Below are 18,264 nucleotides of genomic sequence, written 5' to 3'. Positions count from 1 at the left end.
ATGCCCGGCAAGCTGCGCGAGGGCTTTACCACAGGCAGTGCTGCCACTGGTGCGGCGCTTGCAGCGCTGCATCTGCTGCGCCATGAATGCGCACCAGCCCGTGTGCGCGTGCCGCTGCCGCCTTTTGCAAGCACACCCCAAGCAGATAACGTCGGGCAACCAGTACCGCGCGGCTGGCTTGACCTGCAGGTTGCAAACTGCCAGCCGGGGCCAGCGCCAGAACTGGCCGAATGCTGGAACACCAAAGATTTTAGGCACTGCGACCCACCGCCGCAGGGCATCATACGCTCTGCACACGCCAGCATTATCAAGGATGGCGGGGATGATCCCGATGCCACGTCGGGCGCGTGCATAAGCGCCACTGTGGTTGAAAGCGCCCTGCCCTTTGACGGCGCGGAGCTTGCAGACCCCGGCAACATCATTATAAAGGGAGGGCCGGGGGTCGGACGCGTCACCCTGCCGGGCCTGCCTGTGCCGGTGGGGCAAGCAGCCATAAACCCGGTGCCGCGCCAGCAGATCAGCCTCGCCCTGCGAGAACAGGCGTGCGGGCATATCCACGGCACCGCAAATGCGGCCAAAACAGTGCTGACCGTTTTTGTCAGCGTGCCGCAAGGCACAGCCCTGGCGCAAAAGACCTTCAATCCCCGGCTGGGCATTGAAGGCGGTATTTCCATACTGGGAACACAAGGCACGGTACGGCCATTCAGCCATGCCGCATGGAAGGCCACCATTGAGCAGGGGCTGGCAGTTGCAGCCGCCACGGGATGCCACACGGTATGCCTGACAACGGGCAGGCGTTCGGAAAGACTGCTTATGGAACGCTATCCGCAACTGCCCGAACGCTGTTTTGTGCAGGTTGCCGACTTTGCGCAATTTTCGCTGCAAGCGGCTGGAGCCATGGGCTTTGAGCGTATTGTGTGGGGCTGTTTTTTTGGCAAGCTGGTCAAGCTCGCCCAGGGCCATGCCTACACCCACGCCAAGGACTCCACCCTCGACATGCAGGCGCTGGCGCAACAGGCCGATGCCACCGGAGCCGCCTGCGGCAGCGAGATTGCCCGGTGCATTACTGCAGCGCATGCGCTTGAATTGCTGCTGCCAGACGCCGCTGGCCCACAGGTGCTTGAGCATGTAGCCCGGCAGGCAATGCATACAGCCCGAAATTTTGCGGGGCAGGCCGTGGGCCTGCACCTTTTTCATACTGATGGCAGGGAATTATTGGCATTATGAAACAACAGGTATCACTGCCCGGCATTGCCGTGCCATCCCATACGCCCACAGTTCCGGCACAGGAGCATGAGGCGGGCCTCGCTACGGGCACTACGCACACGCTGTTGGCGGAATCGGCCAGCATCCCTGAGCCTGCTGAACTGTTGCCCGCAGAACTGTCTGCCAAACTGCCCACAGAGGTCGCCCCAGAAACCGCCACCGAGCAGCCCGCTACCGCAGAAGAATCCACCATCGCTGCCGATGCTGCTCCTGATGTCGCTGATGCAAATGAAGCGACCGAGGAGCCGCCCGCAAAAACGGAAGAAACTCCGCTTTTTCATGAAAATGAAAGCCCGGAATCCGCGCCTGAACCCGCATCAGCCCCTGCTTTTGAGCCTGTAGTTTCTGAAGATGCGCCTGATTCTGCTTCTGCACTCGCAGCAGAAGCTTCGCCTTACCTGCATGGTGCACCGGCAACTGAAGCTCCTGACAGCACTCCCGCATCAAATGCCCCACAGCCCCAGACGCCCAGCACCATGGCTGGCCCCGCGGCTGGCGGCATGTCCGAGCAGGACGACTGGCCGCCCATGTCGGAGATGTTGCAGTCTTTCTTTGTGTTCGAGCCCACCATTGCAACGCCCGAACCCATCACGGTCATGGGGATCGACTGCGCCCGCCCGCGCGGTCTGGCGGGGCTTGCCGAAGCACAGCGCCAGCTTGCGGAACAGGCCGACGTTATCTGCGCAGGCCGCCTGCTGCTTGAAGAATTTTCTGGCCTCAGCCTTGCGGGCAGTGAAACCACGGGCGGAGAATCGCCTGCCACGACGCCCACTATCGAAGGCACGACCCTCAAGGCACGCCTGCTGCCCCTCAGCACACCACTTGAACCGCTGCTCACCCGCCTCAGCCAGTTGCGGGCCGCTGGCGAACGCGTACTGGTGCTTGCCGACGGCGATCCCCTGCTTTTTGGCATTGGTGCAACGCTTGTGCGCCGTCTTGGCTCCACAGCGGTGCGGCTGCTGCCTGCGGTCAGCTCGCTGCAACAGGCCTGCGCGCGCCTCTCACTGCCGTGGCACAAGGTCATCTGCCTGTCGCTGCACGGTCGCGACGACCTGCGCCCCCTCAATGTAGCCTGCGGCAAAAACGCGCCGCTCTGCATCCTTACCGACGCGCGCATGTCGCCCGACGTACTGGCCCGCCACCTGCTCGACAGGGGCGTTGACTGGTTTGACGCGCACATTTTTGAACGCATGGGCGCAGCCGACGAAACAGTAAGCCATCTGAGCCTGGCCGATGCCGCCAGCCGTGAATTTGGCCCCGCCTGCACCATGGTTCTGGTGCCTGCCGCACCCGCACGCCGCCCGCATCTGGGCCTCGATGCCGACCAGCTTGCAGTTGACCGGGGCCTGATCACCAAGAAACCCGTGCGGGCAGCGGCCTTGTCCCTGCTGCGCATAGAGGCCGGGCATGTGGTGTGGGATCTGGGCTCTGGCTCTGGCGCGGTGGCCCTTGAGGCGTCGGTGCTGGCGCACGAGGGCCGCGTTATCGCGGTAGAGCGTTCCGCTGGCCGCGCCATGGGCATTCAGGAAAACCGCCGCCGCTTTGGTGCCGCCAATGTGGAGGTGCGACTGGGACAGGCCCCGGAATGCCTGCCCGGCCTGCCTGATCCCCAGCGGGTCTTTATTGGCGGCGGCCTTTCGGGCGATGACGGCGATGACATTCTGGGCCATGTGTGCCTGCGCCTGCCCGTGGGCGGGCGTGTGGTGGTCAGCTGTGTGCTGCTCGACAGCTTCAGCCTTTGCCGCCGCTTTTTTGAAGACATGGCATGGCCTGTGGAAATTTTGCAGATATCCGCGGCCGAGGGCAAAACGCTGGGCGGCGACGTGCATCTCTCTGCCATGAACCCGGTATTTTTGCTGGCCGCCCAAAAACCCGCGCCCTCCCCAATCCAGTCCGGCGCACAACCTGAAAGCAGGTAAGCCATGGATGACGCAGCGCGCGCCGGGGTTGCACCCGGCACAGTCACATTTGTAGGAGCTGGCCCCGGCGATCCGGATCTCATGACAATCAAGGGCCGCAAGGCCATTGAACAGGCAGCTCTCGTGCTCTACGCAGGTTCGCTGGTTCCACGCGAGGTTGTGGCCTGCGCCGCGCCTCCGGCCATGGTAGTGGATTCCGCACCGCTGACGCTCGAGCAGTGCCACGCACTGGTGCGGGCCACCGCCCTTGAAGGACGCCCCGTGGCCCGAGTGCATACGGGCGACCCCTCGCTGTACGGCGCGCTGCGCGAACAGGCCGCCCTGCTGGATGCGGACGGCATCCCCTGGCGGGTGATACCGGGCGTCACCGCCGCCTGCGCTGCCGCAGCCGCCGCCGGCATTACATTTACCGTGCCGGAAGTGACGCAAAGCCTCATCATCAGCAGGCTTGAGGGCCGCACCCCGGTTCCCGCGCGCGAGCACCTGCACCTGCTGGCCGAGCACAAGGCCTCCATGGCCGTGTACCTTTCCGCCGCTTCGGCGCAGGCGCTGCAAGACGAGCTGTCGCGCAGCCTGCCGCCAGAAACCCCGGTATTCTGCGCCCACATGGTCAGCTGGCCAGAAGAGCAGCTCTACTGGACCACCCTGGGTGAACTTGCCCAGTGCATCACCAGCCACAACCTCACCCGGCAGACGGTCTTTCTCGTGCTGCCTGCAGAAAACAGCCAGGGTGCCCCATCACGGCTCTACGCCGCCGACTTTGCCCACGGCTACCGCCCCGCCCAAAGCTGATTTCTTCCACACAAATCTTTCCGCATCATGAATTCAGGCAGGATACCCCGTTGTATCCTGCCTGAATTTCATTCTTTTTCTGTCACTGCCATCCTGATACACAACATTATCGTGACACGTTTGTAAAAAATATTTGCACTGTTATTAATTGATTTACGAAGTGAATCGATTCATATGTTGCAGTGTTTTAGAAAATGCGCGTTTGTATATTTTTTCACATAAAGATCTACAGGACGCATTTTATCTAAAAACTACTGTTTGAAATATGGATTTGCAGTCCATATTTCTCTCTATTTGTCATTATGACAATCATGGTTTTTAAAAAAGGAGTGATTCATGAACAAACCAGACATTCAGGATTCGTACTCCCTTTTCATCAACGGCCAGTGGAAACCAGCCTCTGACGGCGGCACTTTTGACACATACTGCCCTGCCAACGGCGAACGCCTTGCCACCTGCGCCGAAGCCACCAGCCAGGATGTGGACGACGCCGTTACAGCTGCCACCACTGCATGGCACAGCTGGAAAAAGGTAGACCCCATTGAGCGCGCCAACCTGCTGCTGAAAATCGCCGACCTTATTGACGCCAACAAAGAGCACCTGGCCATGGTGGAAACCATGGACAACGGCAAGCCCATTCGGGAAACCATGAATGTGGATATTCCCTTTGCCGCCGACCACTTCCGTTATTTTGCAGGTGTTGTGCGCGCTGACGAAGGCACGGCTGTAATGCTGGACGAAAACACCATGTCGCTGGTGTTTCGTGAACCCATCGGCGTGGTGGGGCAGATTGTACCGTGGAACTTCCCCTTTCTCATGGCCGCATGGAAGCTGGCGCCTGTGCTTGCCGCTGGCTGCTGCACCGTTTTCAAGCCGTCAAACCACACATCCCTTTCCGTTCTGGAGCTGGCGCGACTGATCGCCGATGTGCTGCCAAAGGGTGTGTTCAACGTTATTACCGGGCGCGGTTCGCGTTCCGGCCAGTTCATGCTTGAGCACCCCGGCTTTCGCAAACTGGCCTTCACCGGTTCCACCGAAGTGGGCCGTCAAGTGGGCCTGGCAGCAGCCAAACGCCTTATTCCCTCGACCCTGGAGCTGGGGGGCAAATCGGCCAACATCTATTTTCCTGACTGCCAGTGGGATCTGGCTATGGACGGTCTGCAGCTTGGCATTCTGTTCAATCAAGGGCAGGTGTGTTGCGCTGGTTCGCGCGTTTTTGTGCATGATAGCATCTACGACAGATTTGTTGCCGATGCCGTGGAACGCTTCAACCGCGTCAAGGTTGGCCTGCCGTGGGACCCTGCAACCCAGATGGGCTCGCAGATTTACGAATCGCACCTCAAGGCCATCCAGCATTGCATTACGCAGGCCAAGGCCGAAGGTGCAACCCTGCTCTGCGGGGGTGAGCGCATCACCGAAGGCGAACTGGCAAAAGGCTGCTTTATGCGACCAACCCTTCTCGGCAATGTCACCAACAATATGCGTGTGGCGCAGGAAGAAATATTCGGACCGGTGGCGGTCATCATCAGGTTCAAGACAGAAGAGGAAGTTGTGGCTATGGCCAACGACAGCCTCTATGGCCTTGGCGGCGCGGTGTGGACGCGTGACATCAACAGGGCCATACGCGTGAGCAGGGCAATTGAAACTGGCCGCATGTGGGTCAATACTTACAACAGCATCCCGGCGGGTGCGCCCTTTGGCGGGCACAAGGAATCTGGCATCGGGCGTGAAACACACAAGATTATCCTTGAGCACTACACGCAGCAAAAAAACATTCTCATAAATCTTTCCGAAAAACCCACTGGATTCTACCCCTAACCACTCCCCCGCATGCGGCAAACACATGAAGTTTACCGCATAACCAAAACGGCCCCGAAAGGGGCCGTTTTATCTGTGGGACGAGTATCTTCCGGTGCGGCAAAGCCGCAACCGGCTCGCTGTTTTCGGTGTTGCCCCTTGGCAGCACGAGAGGCGGGCAATCACTGACGGAAAGACAACTGAGGCATGAGATAAAGACGAGAGGCGGAGGCCCCACGCCCCCGCTACAAAACCGCATGCCCGCGCATGGGCGCGGAAGGGCACGAAAACCGCTCACTTCCGGCGCGGCAAAGCCGCAACCGGCTCGCTGTTTTCGGTGCTGCCCCTTGGCAGCACGAGAGGCGGAGGCCCCACGCCCCCGCCTCTCTTAGGTGGAGAATTCGTTATGGATTGCGGACTGCCATGCCCCCTATCATGTCACGGAAAAGTGATGCTAGTGGTTTGTGTTCTGCAGTGCGGGCCTAGCCCTGCACTGGGAACGCATGGTCTTTCTGCATCCGGTCCGGATCTCCACTTTGGAGACCGTCCGGTTTACTGTTCCGGCGCATCAATAATGCGCCTCACAAGAGCCAGGGCCAGCAAGGCCGGAGACATTCTGGGCATTTCGGCTGGTCTGCGCAGCTGGCGCTTCACAAAACCCGCCATGTCCAAGGCCATATCCGCATCAGTTACATCTGCGCGGCAGGCCTTCTTGTTTTCTTCCAGTACAACAAGATACCGCTCAATGAGCAGCAGATTCCGACTTCGGGTCGGGTCTTCTGCCACTTCGGGCGGCGATGATCCCGTCTGGAAAACGTCACCGAGGTGTTGCGACATGACCATTCCTCCATGAATGGATCACTGCTTCCTTGCAAAGGGGTTGGCCCTGTCCGCCTCCTTATTAGTTGTACCGACTCCCCTTCCCCACCTGTCATTGAGCTTATCGGTACAATAGGCCCGGGCTTTAGGGCAATACCCCAAAAATTGGGCCATACAAGCCGGTTTGTGCCAAATCTGCGCAAACAATAAATCATATCAGCCATGTAAAAGAACCACAAAAAAACTGTTGCTTGCAAGTAAGGTCGCACACAGCTACCATGCAGCAACTCACATGCCTGACGAGGAGAACCTATGCCAACACCTATATTGCACAAGGAAAGCCTGATCCCGGGCAAAACCAGCAAACTGGTGCTCCATGCGCCGCAAATCGCGCAAAAAGCGCGCCCCGGCCATTTCGTCATGCTGCGCATGAGCGAACAGGGCGAACGCATTCCACTCACCATTGCTGATACTGACCGGGACAACGGCACCATCACTATAGTTTACCTGGTTATGGGCAAGAGTACCGCCATGCTTGAAGCCCTTGGCGCCGGAGACTCCATTCTCGACGTCTGCGGCCCCCTAGGGCACCCCACCCATATCGAAAAACGCGGCACGGTCGTGTGCGTTGGCGGCGGCACGGGCATTGCCGCCATGCACCACATTGCCAAGGGCCACGCCCGAATCGGCAACAAGGTTGTGGGCGTCATTGGCGCTCGCAGCAAGGATCTGCTGCTCTTTGAAAACGAACTTAAATCCTTTGTGGACGAACTGCTCATCTCTACCGACGATGGCAGCTACGGGCACAAGGGTCTTGTTACCGAACTTCTGCGCAACAGGCTTGAAACAGACAAGGACGTGTTTGAAGTAGTTGCCGTCGGCCCCGTGCCCATGATGGCCGCCGTGGCCGAAACCACCCGTCCTTTTGGCGTTAAAACCACGGTCAGCCTCAACCCCATCATGGTTGACGGTATTGGTATGTGCGGCGCCTGCCGCGTTACCGTGGGCGGCAAAACCAAGTTTGCCTGCGTTGACGGCCCCGAATTTGACGGCCACGAAGTGGACTTTCCCGAGCTGCGCCGCCGCCTGGCCGCATACCGCGAGCAGGAGACTGTTTCCATTGAAGAATACCGGAGAGTCAGCCATGGAGAATAGCAAGCCCAAAAAGACCGTGGCTCCCCGCGTGGACATGCCCTGTCAGCCTGCCAAGGTACGCCGCGCCAACTTTGAAGAAGTTGCGCTCGGCTACACCAAGGAAATGGCCAAGGCTGAGGCTAGCCGCTGCCTTCAGTGCAAAAAGCCCCTGTGCGTCACCGGCTGCCCGGTCGAAGTGCCCATCCGCGACTTTATCCATCAGGTTGCCGAAGGCAACATGGATGCGGCCTACCGTATCATCAAGACCACCAACAGCCTGCCCGCCGTCTGCGGTCGCGTGTGCCCGCAGGAACACCAGTGCGAAGGCAAGTGCGTGCTCAAGGCCAAGGGCCAGCCCGTGGCCATTGGCCGCCTTGAACGTTTTGTGGCCGACACCTACATTGCCACCACTGCCTGTGAACAGGTAACCGGCACCAATGCCTGTGCCCTGCCCCTTGGGGCCAAAAAGGTGGCCTGCATCGGCTCCGGCCCCTCGGCCCTGACCTGTGCTGGCGTGTGCGCTACTGCGGGCATCAAGGTGGACGTGTTTGAAGCCCTGCACGAACCCGGCGGCGTGCTTATTTACGGCATTCCCGCCTTCCGTCTGCCCAAGAACGTGGTTGCCACCGAAATCAACGGCCTGCGGCAGGCCGGTGTGGACTTCCACCTCAACTCCGTTGGTGGCCGCACCATTGATATTGCCGACCTGCGCAAGGAATACGACGCCGTGTTCATCGGCGTGGGCGCTGGCCTGCCCGTCTTTCTGGGCGTTCCCGGCGAGAACCTCGTGGGCGTTTTCTCGGCCAACGAGTACCTCACCCGCGTCAACCTTGGCCGCGCCTACAACTTCCCCACGCAGGATACCCCGGCCTATCCCGGCAAGCACGTAACCGTATTTGGCGCGGGCAATGTGGCCATGGACGCGGCCCGCACCGCCCTGCGCATGGGCGCTGAAAGCGTGCATGTCGTGTACCGCCGTACCCGCGCTGAAATGCCTGCCCGCCTTGAAGAACTGGAACATGCAGAGGAGGAAGGCGTGCAGTTTGCCATGCTCTCCGCGCCGCTGCGTTTCAACGGCGATGCGGAAATGCGCCTGCAGTCCGTAACTCTGCAGCGCATGGAACTGGGAGAACCCGATGCCTCTGGCCGCCGCAGGCCCGTGCCGGTGGAAGGATCGGAATACGATCTGCCCACCGACCTTGCCATCGTGGCTCTTGGCACGCGCTCCAACCCCATCCTTCTTGAGGCCACGCCCGAGCTCAAACTTAATAAGTGGGGCTACATCGAAGCCGATGAAAACACGGGCGAAACTTCCATTCCCAACGTCTTTGCGGGCGGTGACATCGTCACCGGCGCGGCCACGGTCATTCTGGCCATGGGCGCAGGCCGCAAGGCCGGGCAGGAAATAGTCCGAAGAATAGTGGGCTGATAGCAGCCAACAGCATATCAAGGGAGCTCCCAGACGGGGGCTCCCTTTTTTCATACCACGCGCCCACCGCCCCAGCGGCTTGCCAGACGCCCGGTTCACGGTCATACTCGCAAAAGGGCAACGGCATATTCAGCATATTCAGGAAACAACATGATTCTTGCAGACTTGCACACGCACACCAAGTATTCGCACGGCGGCAACACCCCGGACGAAATGTTCGCGGCGGGCCAGGCACGGGGCCTTGCCTTCATGGGCTTTACCGAGCACTCGCCCCGCCCCGTGGGATTTGATTACACCCACGAATACCGCGAGCAACTCACCCGGCACCTGCCCGACTACGAGCGCGAGGTCTGCGCCCTGCGTACTGCCAATGCCAATGGACCGTGCCGCGTGCTTTTTGGCATGGAAATGGACTGGCTTGAAGGGCAGGAGGACTTTACCCGCGCCTCGTGCGCCGCCTTTGATTTTGACTATCTGCTGGGCAGCGTCCACTTCATCGGCAACTGGGGTTTTGACGACGGCGCGGAACCGTGGAAGGCGTTCTCGCAGGAAGAATGCGAAAAGCAGTATCAGGCATACTTTGAAACCTGGGAGCGCATGATCCTTTCCGGCCTGTTCAACATCGCCGCCCACCCCGACCTTATCAAGATTTTTTCGGTAGAGCAGTTTCACATCTGGCTGGCAAAACCGCAAAGCCAGGCTCTGGTGGCACGCGGCCTTGCCGCCATCAAAAACATGGGCATGAGCATGGAGATATCCTCGGCCGGCATTCGCAAGCTGTGCCGCGAGATATACCCCGCACCGCCCATCATGCTGATGGCCGCGCAAATGGGCCTGCCAGTCAGCTTTGCCTCAGACGCCCACAGCACGGAAGATGTGGGCTACGGCTTTGCCCGGCTGGCCTCGTACGCCCGTGCCTTCGGTTTTGCCGAATACACCATTTTTGACCGGGGGCAGCGCATCGTTCTGCCACTGTAAAGCAACAACCGCCTTAGAAAACACGGATTTTTTATGTCCGAAATTATCGTATCCATTGACGACGTAAGCCTTTTTCTGCCCGGCGATTCAAGCCAGCAGCACGTGCTGCACAACATAAACTGGCAGGTGCGACGCGGCGCGCACTGTGCGTTGCTCGGCCCCAACGGTTCCGGCAAGTCTACCCTGCTGCGTCTCATGCGCGGCGAGCTGTGGCCCGCCAAGGGGCGCATCCAGTGGCATGGGCCTGACGGCGCGGAAGATTCGCCTCTGGCTGGCAGGGCCATGACCGCCCTTGTTTCGCCTGCGCAACAGGAAAACTATCAGCGCCAGGCCTGGGATCTCACAGGGCGCGACCTGCTGCTTACCGGCTTTGAAGATACACCTCTGGTGTACACCGACAGCACGGCCTTCCGTAAACAGGCAGTGGATGCCATGGCCGCCCGCCTTGACGCAGAGGGCCTGCTTGACCGCACCGTACCCACATTTTCGCAGGGGCAGCTGCGTCTGCTGCTGCTTGGCCGTGCCCTGCTGCGCGCACCCACCCTGCTTCTGCTGGACGAATGCGACGAAGGCCTCGACGAACGCTACCGCCAGATTTTCTTTGAAACCCTGGGCGAATATGCCAGCCGCTGCACTGTGATCATGACTGCGCACCGCGCGGCCAATATTCCCGACTGGTGCACGGGCCGCCGCTATGTGCGCAACGGGCGGCTGCTTACCGCACCGCCTGCTGGCGACGCGGCGGACGAAGCAAACAAGCCTCAGGGCAACAGCGCGCCTGCCGCCGGGGAGCCCGTGCAGGGCAGCGGGCACATCATGCTTGATCTGGACAATGTAACGGTGTTCATCGAAAGGCAGGAAGTGCTGCACAATATCAACTGGTGCATGCATCAGGGTGAAAACTGGCGCATCACCGGGGCCAACGGATCAGGCAAGTCCACTTTTCTGCGGCTGCTGGCGGGCGACGAATTTGTGGCTGCAGGCGGTAGCCTTGACCACTGGCTGCCCAACCAGGGCGGGCATGTGACCACTCTTGAGGCCGTGCGCAAGGGAGTGCGGCTGGTTTCTGACCTTTCCCAGGCGCTTTATGGCTATTCGCTCAATGCGCTCGATATGGTCTGCACCGGCTTTGACAACAGCATTGGCGTGTACCGCCGTTTTTCTGAAGCCGAACGCGCGGAGGCCAAGGGCCGCATGGCGCTCATGTTTCCCGAGGAATCTGCCGAAAGGCTCGAACTGCTGGGCCAGCAGTCCATCCGTCACCTTTCCACAGGTCAGCTGCGCCGTCTGTTTCTGGCGCGTGCGCTGGTGGGCGGACCAGACATTCTGCTGCTGGACGAACCGTGCTCCGGCCTGGATGCGGCCAGCCGCGCCCAGTACCTGCACCTGCTCGACCAGCTGGCCGCGCAGGGCATTCACATGGTCTTTGTTTCGCACCATAACGAAGACGCCCCCCTGTGCATAAACAGGGAGGCGCATATGGAAGGCGGCAGACTGCGCGTGGTGCAGTAGGGTCTAGCCCTTGTTGCCCATGCGGCCCCGCACAATTTCTATGACCACGGGAAGCACCGAAACGATTATGATGCCGTAGACGATCAGGCTGAAATTCTGCCGCGCCCACTCAAGGTTGCCCAAAAAGAACCCGGCAGAAACGAGCCCACCCACCCACAAAATGCAGCCCGTGATGTTGAACAGAAAGAACGTGGGCGGGTGCATGAGGGCAATGCCCGCCACAAAGGGGGCAAAGGTGCGCACGATGGGCACAAAGCGGGCCAGCACAATGGCCTTGCCGCCGTGGCGTTCATAAAAATCGTGGGCCTTGATCAGGTGGGACTTTTTAATGAACCTGTTCTCGCGCGAGAATATGGCTGGCCCCACATGCCGCCCGATACAGTAGTTCACCGCGTCGCCCAGTATGCCAGCCGCGAGCAGCACGGCCATAACCTCGCCATAGCCCAGCAGGCCAGCCCCTGCCACCACGCCGGATGCAAACAGCAGGGAATCGCCTGGCAAAAAGGGCGTAACCACAAGGCCGGTTTCGCAAAAAACAATAACAAACAGTATGGCATACAGCCACAGACCATACTGGTTGGCAAGCTCGAACAAATGCACGTCTATGTGCAGAATAAAACTAACAAAATTGCTCAGCAGTTCCATAAAGGCTTTCTCCCAGTTGGGCGCTCTGACGCGCCTTCGGTGTGCTCTTGTACCCCAAGGCAGCTTGTGGCACAACACAGCCATGCGCGTATTCACCACCATTGCCCTTCTTGCCCTGCTGCTGGTTACTCCCCAGGCATTTGCCGCCGACACCTACATGGTGGGCTTTCGTACCCTTGGGCAGTGGTCGCCTGATACCGGCCTGCGACTGGACGTAAACGTCTGGTATCCTTCATCACGCCCCCCGCGTGATCTCAATTACGCCCCGTGGGAAATTTCTGCATCGCGTGCGGGCAAGGCTGTGGACGGGCGTTTTCCCCTTTTGCTGCTCTCGCACGATACCGCCGGAACGCGCTTTTCGTACCACGATACCGCTGCCTGGCTGGCATCGCTGGGTTTTGTGGTGGCCGCGCCCAACCACCCCGGCGACAATATGGACAACATGGACAACCTGCTGACCTGGCAGCAGCTTGAAAACCGTACGCACGAACTTTCTGGCAGCATTGATCTGCTCCTACACGATCCGGAAGTAGAGCCAAGTGTTGACGCCACGCGCATCGGCGTGGTTGGCTTTGGCGTTGGCGGCGCTTCTGCCCTGCTTCTGGGCGGCGCGCTGCCCGATTGCGAGGGTTGGGCAAGCTACTGCTCGCGCACCGCGCCCACCGACATGTATTGCAACACCTGGGCCCGCGAACGCATGGAGGCCCTGTGCAAGCGCCTGCCGCTCACGCGCAGCCTTGCCGATCCGCGCATACGCGCCATCGCCGCTGTGGCTCCGGGCTTTGGCATGCTGTTTTCTCGCCAGTCGTTCCACTGGTTTTACCCGCCCCTGCTGCTCATGGCCGCACCCAACGATGTGCTCAATCCCCCGGCCCTGCACGCGCGGCGCATCTACGAGCTTATGGACAAAAAGCCCCGCTGGCTCTCCCTGCCCCAGGCAGACACAGGCTCGCTCATGGCGCCCTGCCCTGAAGCTCTGGCGCTGGAACTGCCCGAGCTGTGCCGCTCTGTTTCTGCAGAAACCCGCACGGCCATCCACAAGCGCATGACCGAAGCCCTCGGCGATTTTTTTCTGCACTATCTTGGCAATGCGCAAAATCTGCCCCAGATTCCGCCGCCGCCGGACCTTACGCCCCAGCAACCCAAGGTTACGCCCGAACCCGCGCCGCAGACCACGTCAAAACCCAAGAAGCGTCGCCCCGGGTAGGTCTGCAAAGACATACTGCAGGCGGCTTTGCAGCAGCCTTGACAATTGTTCCCCTGCTCACTAAAGGGTTTGTCATGGCGGTAGAGTAATACCGTAAACGACGAATTTTTCCATCCGGAACAGGAAACTATGCGGAACACACTATATTTGTTCTGTTTGCTGCTTGCCATGTTGACCCCGGTGACCGCATCGGGCACAGAAACCCAGAGCCAGGCTGACCAGCAGCAGGGCTGGGTAGTCATGCCCGCTGGCGCGCGCCAGGCCTATTTCGGCATACATGGTGGAACCATGCCAGTTAGTCTGCTGGTTTACGGCGATGGTTCTTCTCTGGTGACTTTTGTGGGGCGCACTGGCAACGACTTTATCGACGTGCTGCGTCGAGCAGAGGTTTCCATGCCCAGCCTGCTCAACGCCACCTCGCAACGCTCATCAGCCAGCAAGGCGGCTTCGCCCTCTGCCAATGCCACGGCGGTGCTTATGGCTGGCTCTTCTTCCAGCAGCCTGCCGGTCTTTAATGTAAGCGGCGAGGGGCTCTCGCGTATGGATGTACCGCCCGGTCAGCTGCAGCCCTTTGGGCTTTCCGACAAGGCGCTTTCCATTGAGGGCGAGGTTACCGCGCCGCAGCGTCTTTCTACTGTAAAGCAGTACCGTCTGCTCTTTCAGCCCCAGTATCTCCAACCCCGGCGCAACCAGCGCTAGCAGCGCTCTACTGCCGCTTTACCTGAGCTCCAGCATCATACCAGTTACGGCCTGAAGCTTTCCGATTAAGCCCTTATCAGCATTTCCATCTGGCTTTCGACTATATTCAGTTCTTTAAGGCCCGTGCTTTGCGCGCGGGCTTTTTCTTTAGTTATCTATTGATTTGAATATCTATAAATATTAAGCTATTCACTGGTAGAACAATTTGCCTCAGGAGCAAGCCATGCCTCTCTCTGACCACCTAGACCGGATTCAGCACGTATGCGCCAAAGCAGCAAAAGAACACAACTGGCCTCTCGAAAACATCTTTCGTTCCAGCCTGTTGGCAATTCTGGAATCCCGCGCGGTTTACGACTCGATCGTGGATGAAAAAAATCCATTTTACAGGGAATTTGCTCTCTGCTCGCAGCAGGATAACATTGGTGTGGATGAGCTGTTCTGCATTTTTGAATGCCTGGTTATCTTCATCCGCATGCGTCAGATGGCCAAACCGCAGCTAGAGCTCAGCGCCACGGAACAGGAAGTGCTGGAGTATTTTGAAACCTCCGGCGAATGGACAGCCTGCGACGACACCGTTGTGAGCCAGTGGTACTGGAAGCGCCTGCCCAAGAAATGTTGCAATCACTAGCCTGGGTGTAGAATATTTGCGGCAACAGGCAGCCTGTGATCTGCCACATGCTGTTGCCGTGCAACCGGGGACCGGCGGGCAGGTTTTGCAAGGCCCGCCCCAGCCTCACAGGGCAGGCTCGCCGTCCACCTGTTGTTCCTGTTTATTCCCGCTGGCAAGCCCACTCCACTTCTCTCACGCTTATGGGCGATGCATGACAGACATGCACCGTGATACGCAGCCACATGCCTGACCTCGTACTGCGTGTCAGGGCAGCCATCTGCGCCCTGGGCATCAGACCGGCAATTCGCAAATCACAGGCGCACTGCGCGGCAAAGCCGCTACTGTCTCCTGATTTCCGGCGTTGTTGTTGCCTCAACACTGCAAAAGGGCGGTGCATGACAAGCATGCACCGCCCTTTTTTATCAGCAAGCCGACCTGATTATTTCTTCAGGTTTTCGGCCAGCAGTTCTGCAATGTGATCAACCTTGATCTTCAGGCCCTGCTTTTCAGCGCCGCCACGGATCTGCATGACGCAGCCGGGGCAGTCGACCACCAGGCGGTCAGCGCCAGTAGCCTTCATGTTGGCGATCTTCTTGTCCAGCAGCTGGGCCGAGATTTCGGGGAACTTCACAGAGTAGCTGCCACCAAAGCCGCAGCACACTTCTTCTTCCTCGCAAGGCACGTATTCAGCCGCATCGCCAATCAGTTCGCGAGGGGCCTTTTTCACGCCCAGGCCACGGCAAAGGTGGCAGGAGGCATGGTAGGTGACCTTCTGGCCAGACTTGTTGAAGTCTTCGGCCTTGAGGCCCAGCACATCGTGCACGAAGGAGCTGAAGTCAATAATCTTGGCCGCAAAACCCTGGGCCTCCACTGTCGAGAAATCGTTGTCGAGAATTTCAGGATAGTGGTGCTTGAGGTGACCGGCGCAGCTGGCGCACAGGGTGATGATGTAGTCGTAGTTGCCGCCACGGAAGGCCGCAATATTCTGCTTGGCCACGTCCATGGAGGTTTTGCGCTGACCCATCATTTCCAACGGCAGACCGCAGCAGGACTGTTCCATGGGGAAGTCCACGGCCACGTTCTTGGCGGCCAGAATCTTCACGCAGGCTTCCAGTTCCTCGGGATAGATGAAGTCCTGGGCGCAGCCGCTGAAGATGGCCACACGCAGGGTGGGGTTCTGCACCTTGGGTGCCAGTTCGGGCCAGCGGTCGCGGAACGACTTGTTGGCGATGGCGGGCAGAGCCTTGAAGTTGTGCTTGCCAAGGAAGACCGCAGGCAGGTGACGCTGGAACTGCGCGCCACGGGTAAAGGGCTTCTGGGCAAAGCTGGCGAACTTGAGCAGCTTGTGGAAGAGCTTGCGGTTCTTCATCACGGCCGAAAGCAGGTTGGCTTCGACGGGCGCGCCCTGTTCCACGTTGAGGCGCGAGCGCACTTCGCGGATAAGACGCGGCAGGTCAATGCCGCCAGCGCAGACATTGGCGCACGATTCGCAGCCCATGCAGTTCTGGCTGAGAATGCGCGCACGGTCCTTGCCGTGGAAGAAGTAGGTAAGGATCAGGCCGATGGCACCAATGTAGATGTAGCCCATCTTGTGGCCGCCCACGAGGCGGTACACGGGGCACACGTTGGCGCAGGCGCCGCAGCGCACGCAACGGAACACCTGCGAGAACAGGGGATCCTTGGCGATTTCGGTACGCCCGTTATCAAGGAAGATAACGTGCAGGATCTTTTTGTTGTCGGGGTTGGCCGCGCAGGGGCCAGCGCCGCACATCCAGGTGACGTACGAGGTCAGGCGCTGGGCAGTAGCGTTGCGGGGCAGCACCTGAAGGGCCACCAGGGCGTCGTCCAGCTTGGCAACCAGCTTGTCCAGACCGGCAATGGCAACGTGCACGCGCGGCAGGGTGGTAACCATGCGGGCGTTGCCTTCGTTGGTGACGGTGGAAATTGCGCCGTTTTCGGCCACGGCAAAGTTACAGCCGCTCACACCCATGTCGGCGGCGATGAACTTGCGGCGTAGCTGCACACGGGCAACCTTTACCAGACGCTGCACGTCCGAATCCTGCTTTACGCCAGTGGCCTTGGTGAAGTCGTCGGCCACCTGATAGCGCGAAAGGTGGATGGCGGGCATAACCATGTGCGAAGGACCTTCATGGCGCAGCTGGATGATCCATTCGCCAAGGTCGGTTTCGTCCACGATGAGGCCGTTGCCTTCCAGCGCGGTGTTCAGGGCGATTTCTTCGGCGGTCATGGACTTGGACTTGACCACCTTCTTCACTTTGTTTTCTTTGGCGATGCGAACGACGATGTCGTTGGCTTCCTGGGCGGTGGCGGCACGGTGCACGTGCACACCGCGCTTTTCGGCTTCGGCCTTAAACTGCGCGTACAGCTCGTCCATGTGCTGACAGGCGTAGTCCTTGGCGTCGGCGATCTGCTTGATCAGCGCCTTTTCGTCCACTTCCTTGAACACGGCTTCGCGATTGGCGCGGTAGGCCACGGCAAAGGTATCAAGGGTGCGACGCAGAAATTCGTCGTTAAGGGCCTCGTCCAGTTCCTTATGATAGCCCGATGAGCTCTTGAGGGCGTCATGCATGGGTTAGTCCTCCAACAGAATGATATGCAGTTCCAGCGGTCCATGCACGCCTACGGCCGCCACACGCTCGATGTCGGCGGTACGGCTGGGGCCGGTCACCAGGGTGGTGTAGGTGGCCGTACCATCGTTCATGCGCTCACGCAGCAGCTGCGCAATTGAGGGCAGATCGGGGTAGATGGTGGACTTGCGCAGCATGAGCACGGAAACTTCAGAAATCATGCCCGTAAGGCGCACATCTTCGTTGTCCGTGTTGAGCATGCAGGTGCCGCTGGCGGCAACGCCCAGCTCGGCGGTGGAAAGGCCCACGTCGATACCGGCAAGGTAGTTGCGCAGCCCTTCGCGGATGCACAGAAAGCCTTTTTCTTCGCACGCGGCAGCCAGAGATGCAAAATCGGCGTCATTCAACTGCGGTGCGGCCACCACGCGCTGCACGCGGGTGGGAACCTTGTTGGGGCCAAGGGGGCCCTGTTCGGTGCCGGGCTCGTCGGCCAAAAGTTCGGCAGGCGCCTTGTTGGCGCACACGTCCACAACATACTGCAAGGCGGCTGCCATGCTGGGCACTTCCTGAACCACGGCAGTAACAGCCGCAGCCTTGGCGGAAAAGGCTTCTACCAATTCCTGATGTGTCATAAACAACTCCTTTTTCAAAAAACGCCCGGTTCGCACACCATGCAGCATCGCCACAAAAAAATGCTATTGCAGCAGTACAAAACTCACCCTCTGAGTTTTGCGCTGATTTACCTGCGAACGGCGCGCAGCGCCCATAGCTTCAGAAATAAACCCCCACGGTTCTTCGTCAGTTGGGCATTCTGGCAGAATAACCGCCGGGTCAGGCAGCGTCGGCGGGGAAAAACCACAGTTCCCCGC

At 59.6% G+C, this 18,264-nt stretch carries 16 protein-coding genes; 12 read left to right on the top strand and 4 right to left on the bottom strand.

Features of this window, described 5'->3' with window-relative positions; genetic code table 11:
- The 4 genes from cbiD to F8N36_RS15810 all read left to right on the top strand — a co-directional run bounded on the left by cbiD (nucleotide 1) and on the right by F8N36_RS15810 (nucleotide 5,795).
- The gene (cbiD, locus tag F8N36_RS15825; protein ID WP_291334003.1) at nucleotides 1–1,227 is read left to right on the top strand and encodes a cobalt-precorrin-5B (C(1))-methyltransferase CbiD; all 1,227 of its coding nucleotides are present in this window, start codon (nucleotides 1–3) and stop codon (nucleotides 1,225–1,227) included.
- On the top strand, nucleotides 1,224–3,185 hold the full coding sequence (cbiE, locus tag F8N36_RS15820) for a precorrin-6y C5,15-methyltransferase (decarboxylating) subunit CbiE (RefSeq protein WP_291334001.1): 1,962 nt from the start codon (nucleotides 1,224–1,226) through the stop codon (nucleotides 3,183–3,185). Before cbiD ends, cbiE begins: the two co-directional genes overlap by 4 nt.
- A gap of 3 nt (nucleotides 3,186–3,188) precedes the next feature.
- Nucleotides 3,189–3,977 carry a precorrin-4 C(11)-methyltransferase gene (gene cobM, locus F8N36_RS15815; protein WP_291333999.1) on the top strand — a complete coding sequence of 263 codons (789 nt, stop codon included), beginning with the start codon at nucleotides 3,189–3,191 and terminating at the stop codon, nucleotides 3,975–3,977.
- A gap of 336 nt (nucleotides 3,978–4,313) precedes the next feature.
- Entirely contained in the window at nucleotides 4,314–5,795 is a 1,482-nt protein-coding gene (locus F8N36_RS15810) for an aldehyde dehydrogenase family protein (RefSeq protein WP_291333997.1), read from the top strand.
- 531 nt (nucleotides 5,796–6,326) lie between these two features.
- On the opposite strand, the gene F8N36_RS15805 is transcribed toward F8N36_RS15810, so the two are convergent.
- Nucleotides 6,327–6,611, bottom strand: a complete 285-nt coding sequence (locus F8N36_RS15805; RefSeq protein ID WP_291333995.1) for a hypothetical protein — start codon at nucleotides 6,609–6,611, stop codon at nucleotides 6,327–6,329.
- A gap of 294 nt (nucleotides 6,612–6,905) precedes the next feature.
- On the opposite strand from F8N36_RS15805, the gene F8N36_RS15800 reads away from it, so the two are divergent.
- The 4 genes from F8N36_RS15800 to F8N36_RS15785 all read left to right on the top strand — a co-directional run bounded on the left by F8N36_RS15800 (nucleotide 6,906) and on the right by F8N36_RS15785 (nucleotide 11,646).
- A complete protein-coding gene (locus F8N36_RS15800) occupies nucleotides 6,906–7,748 on the top strand; it encodes a sulfide/dihydroorotate dehydrogenase-like FAD/NAD-binding protein (protein ID WP_291333993.1) in 843 nt (280 codons plus the stop codon).
- Complete coding sequence (gene gltA, locus F8N36_RS15795) at nucleotides 7,738–9,156, top strand: NADPH-dependent glutamate synthase (protein ID WP_291333991.1); 1,419 nt, start codon at nucleotides 7,738–7,740, stop codon at nucleotides 9,154–9,156. The genes F8N36_RS15800 and gltA overlap by 11 nt, the downstream gene beginning before the upstream one ends.
- Before the next feature lie 150 nt (nucleotides 9,157–9,306).
- Nucleotides 9,307–10,134, top strand: a complete 828-nt coding sequence (locus tag F8N36_RS15790; RefSeq protein ID WP_291333989.1) for a histidinol-phosphatase — start codon at nucleotides 9,307–9,309, stop codon at nucleotides 10,132–10,134.
- Between the two features lie 33 nt (nucleotides 10,135–10,167).
- Nucleotides 10,168–11,646, top strand: coding sequence for an ATP-binding cassette domain-containing protein (locus F8N36_RS15785; RefSeq protein ID WP_291333987.1), 1,479 nt, complete (start codon nucleotides 10,168–10,170; stop codon nucleotides 11,644–11,646).
- A gap of 3 nt (nucleotides 11,647–11,649) precedes the next feature.
- Here the strand turns inward: F8N36_RS15785 and F8N36_RS15780 are convergent, their stop codons facing one another.
- A complete protein-coding gene (locus F8N36_RS15780) occupies nucleotides 11,650–12,291 on the bottom strand; it encodes a DedA family protein (protein ID WP_291333985.1) in 642 nt (213 codons plus the stop codon).
- Nucleotides 12,292–12,373: 82 nt separating this feature from the next.
- On the opposite strand from F8N36_RS15780, the gene F8N36_RS15775 reads away from it, so the two are divergent.
- The 3 genes from F8N36_RS15775 (at nucleotide 12,374) to F8N36_RS15765 (ending at nucleotide 14,825) form a co-directional block, all read left to right on the top strand.
- Entirely contained in the window at nucleotides 12,374–13,498 is a 1,125-nt protein-coding gene (locus F8N36_RS15775) for a dienelactone hydrolase family protein (protein WP_291333983.1), read from the top strand.
- Between the two features lie 129 nt (nucleotides 13,499–13,627).
- Entirely contained in the window at nucleotides 13,628–14,197 is a 570-nt protein-coding gene (locus tag F8N36_RS15770) for a hypothetical protein (protein ID WP_291333981.1), read from the top strand.
- 223 nt (nucleotides 14,198–14,420) lie between these two features.
- On the top strand, nucleotides 14,421–14,825 hold the full coding sequence (locus tag F8N36_RS15765) for a hypothetical protein (protein WP_291333979.1): 405 nt from the start codon (nucleotides 14,421–14,423) through the stop codon (nucleotides 14,823–14,825).
- 421 nt (nucleotides 14,826–15,246) lie between these two features.
- Here the strand turns inward: F8N36_RS15765 and ldhH are convergent, their stop codons facing one another.
- Nucleotides 15,247–17,397, bottom strand: a complete 2,151-nt coding sequence (gene ldhH / locus F8N36_RS15760; RefSeq protein WP_291333977.1) for an L-lactate dehydrogenase (quinone) large subunit LdhH — start codon at nucleotides 17,395–17,397, stop codon at nucleotides 15,247–15,249.
- 3 nt (nucleotides 17,398–17,400) lie between these two features.
- Nucleotides 17,401–18,027, bottom strand: coding sequence for a lactate utilization protein (locus F8N36_RS15755; protein WP_291333975.1), 627 nt, complete (start codon nucleotides 18,025–18,027; stop codon nucleotides 17,401–17,403).
- Here F8N36_RS15755 and F8N36_RS15750 point away from each other — a divergent pair.
- The coding region (locus tag F8N36_RS15750; RefSeq protein ID WP_291333973.1) for a hypothetical protein at nucleotides 18,019–18,264 on the top strand (246 nt) is incomplete at its 3' end. The two genes, F8N36_RS15755 and F8N36_RS15750, sit on opposite strands and share 9 nt — an antisense overlap.

It is taken from the genome of Desulfovibrio sp. (genome assembly GCF_009712225.1).
Classification (GTDB): domain Bacteria; phylum Desulfobacterota; class Desulfovibrionia; order Desulfovibrionales; family Desulfovibrionaceae; genus Desulfovibrio.
Note: the sequence above shows the minus strand (reverse complement) of the source record. Positions and strands in the feature narration are given on the sequence as shown.

What these genes read in the sequence shown, in the direction of transcription:
- cbiD (WP_291334003.1), top strand. Translation starts at nt 1, where the DNA reads ATGCCCGGCAAGCTGCGCGAGGGCTTTACCACAGGCAGTGCTGCCACT.
- cbiE (WP_291334001.1), top strand. Translation starts at nt 1,224, where the DNA reads ATGAAACAACAGGTATCACTGCCCGGCATTGCCGTGCCATCCCATACG.
- cobM (WP_291333999.1), top strand. Translation starts at nt 3,189, where the DNA reads ATGGATGACGCAGCGCGCGCCGGGGTTGCACCCGGCACAGTCACATTT.
- F8N36_RS15810 (WP_291333997.1), top strand. Translation starts at nt 4,314, where the DNA reads ATGAACAAACCAGACATTCAGGATTCGTACTCCCTTTTCATCAACGGC.
- F8N36_RS15805 (WP_291333995.1), bottom strand. Translation starts at nt 6,611, where the DNA reads ATGTCGCAACACCTCGGTGACGTTTTCCAGACGGGATCATCGCCGCCC.
- F8N36_RS15800 (WP_291333993.1), top strand. Translation starts at nt 6,906, where the DNA reads ATGCCAACACCTATATTGCACAAGGAAAGCCTGATCCCGGGCAAAACC.
- gltA (WP_291333991.1), top strand. Translation starts at nt 7,738, where the DNA reads ATGGAGAATAGCAAGCCCAAAAAGACCGTGGCTCCCCGCGTGGACATG.
- F8N36_RS15790 (WP_291333989.1), top strand. Translation starts at nt 9,307, where the DNA reads ATGATTCTTGCAGACTTGCACACGCACACCAAGTATTCGCACGGCGGC.
- F8N36_RS15785 (WP_291333987.1), top strand. Translation starts at nt 10,168, where the DNA reads ATGTCCGAAATTATCGTATCCATTGACGACGTAAGCCTTTTTCTGCCC.
- F8N36_RS15780 (WP_291333985.1), bottom strand. Translation starts at nt 12,291, where the DNA reads ATGGAACTGCTGAGCAATTTTGTTAGTTTTATTCTGCACATAGACGTG.
- F8N36_RS15775 (WP_291333983.1), top strand. Translation starts at nt 12,374, where the DNA reads ATGCGCGTATTCACCACCATTGCCCTTCTTGCCCTGCTGCTGGTTACT.
- F8N36_RS15770 (WP_291333981.1), top strand. Translation starts at nt 13,628, where the DNA reads ATGCGGAACACACTATATTTGTTCTGTTTGCTGCTTGCCATGTTGACC.
- F8N36_RS15765 (WP_291333979.1), top strand. Translation starts at nt 14,421, where the DNA reads ATGCCTCTCTCTGACCACCTAGACCGGATTCAGCACGTATGCGCCAAA.
- ldhH (WP_291333977.1), bottom strand. Translation starts at nt 17,397, where the DNA reads ATGCATGACGCCCTCAAGAGCTCATCGGGCTATCATAAGGAACTGGAC.
- F8N36_RS15755 (WP_291333975.1), bottom strand. Translation starts at nt 18,027, where the DNA reads ATGACACATCAGGAATTGGTAGAAGCCTTTTCCGCCAAGGCTGCGGCT.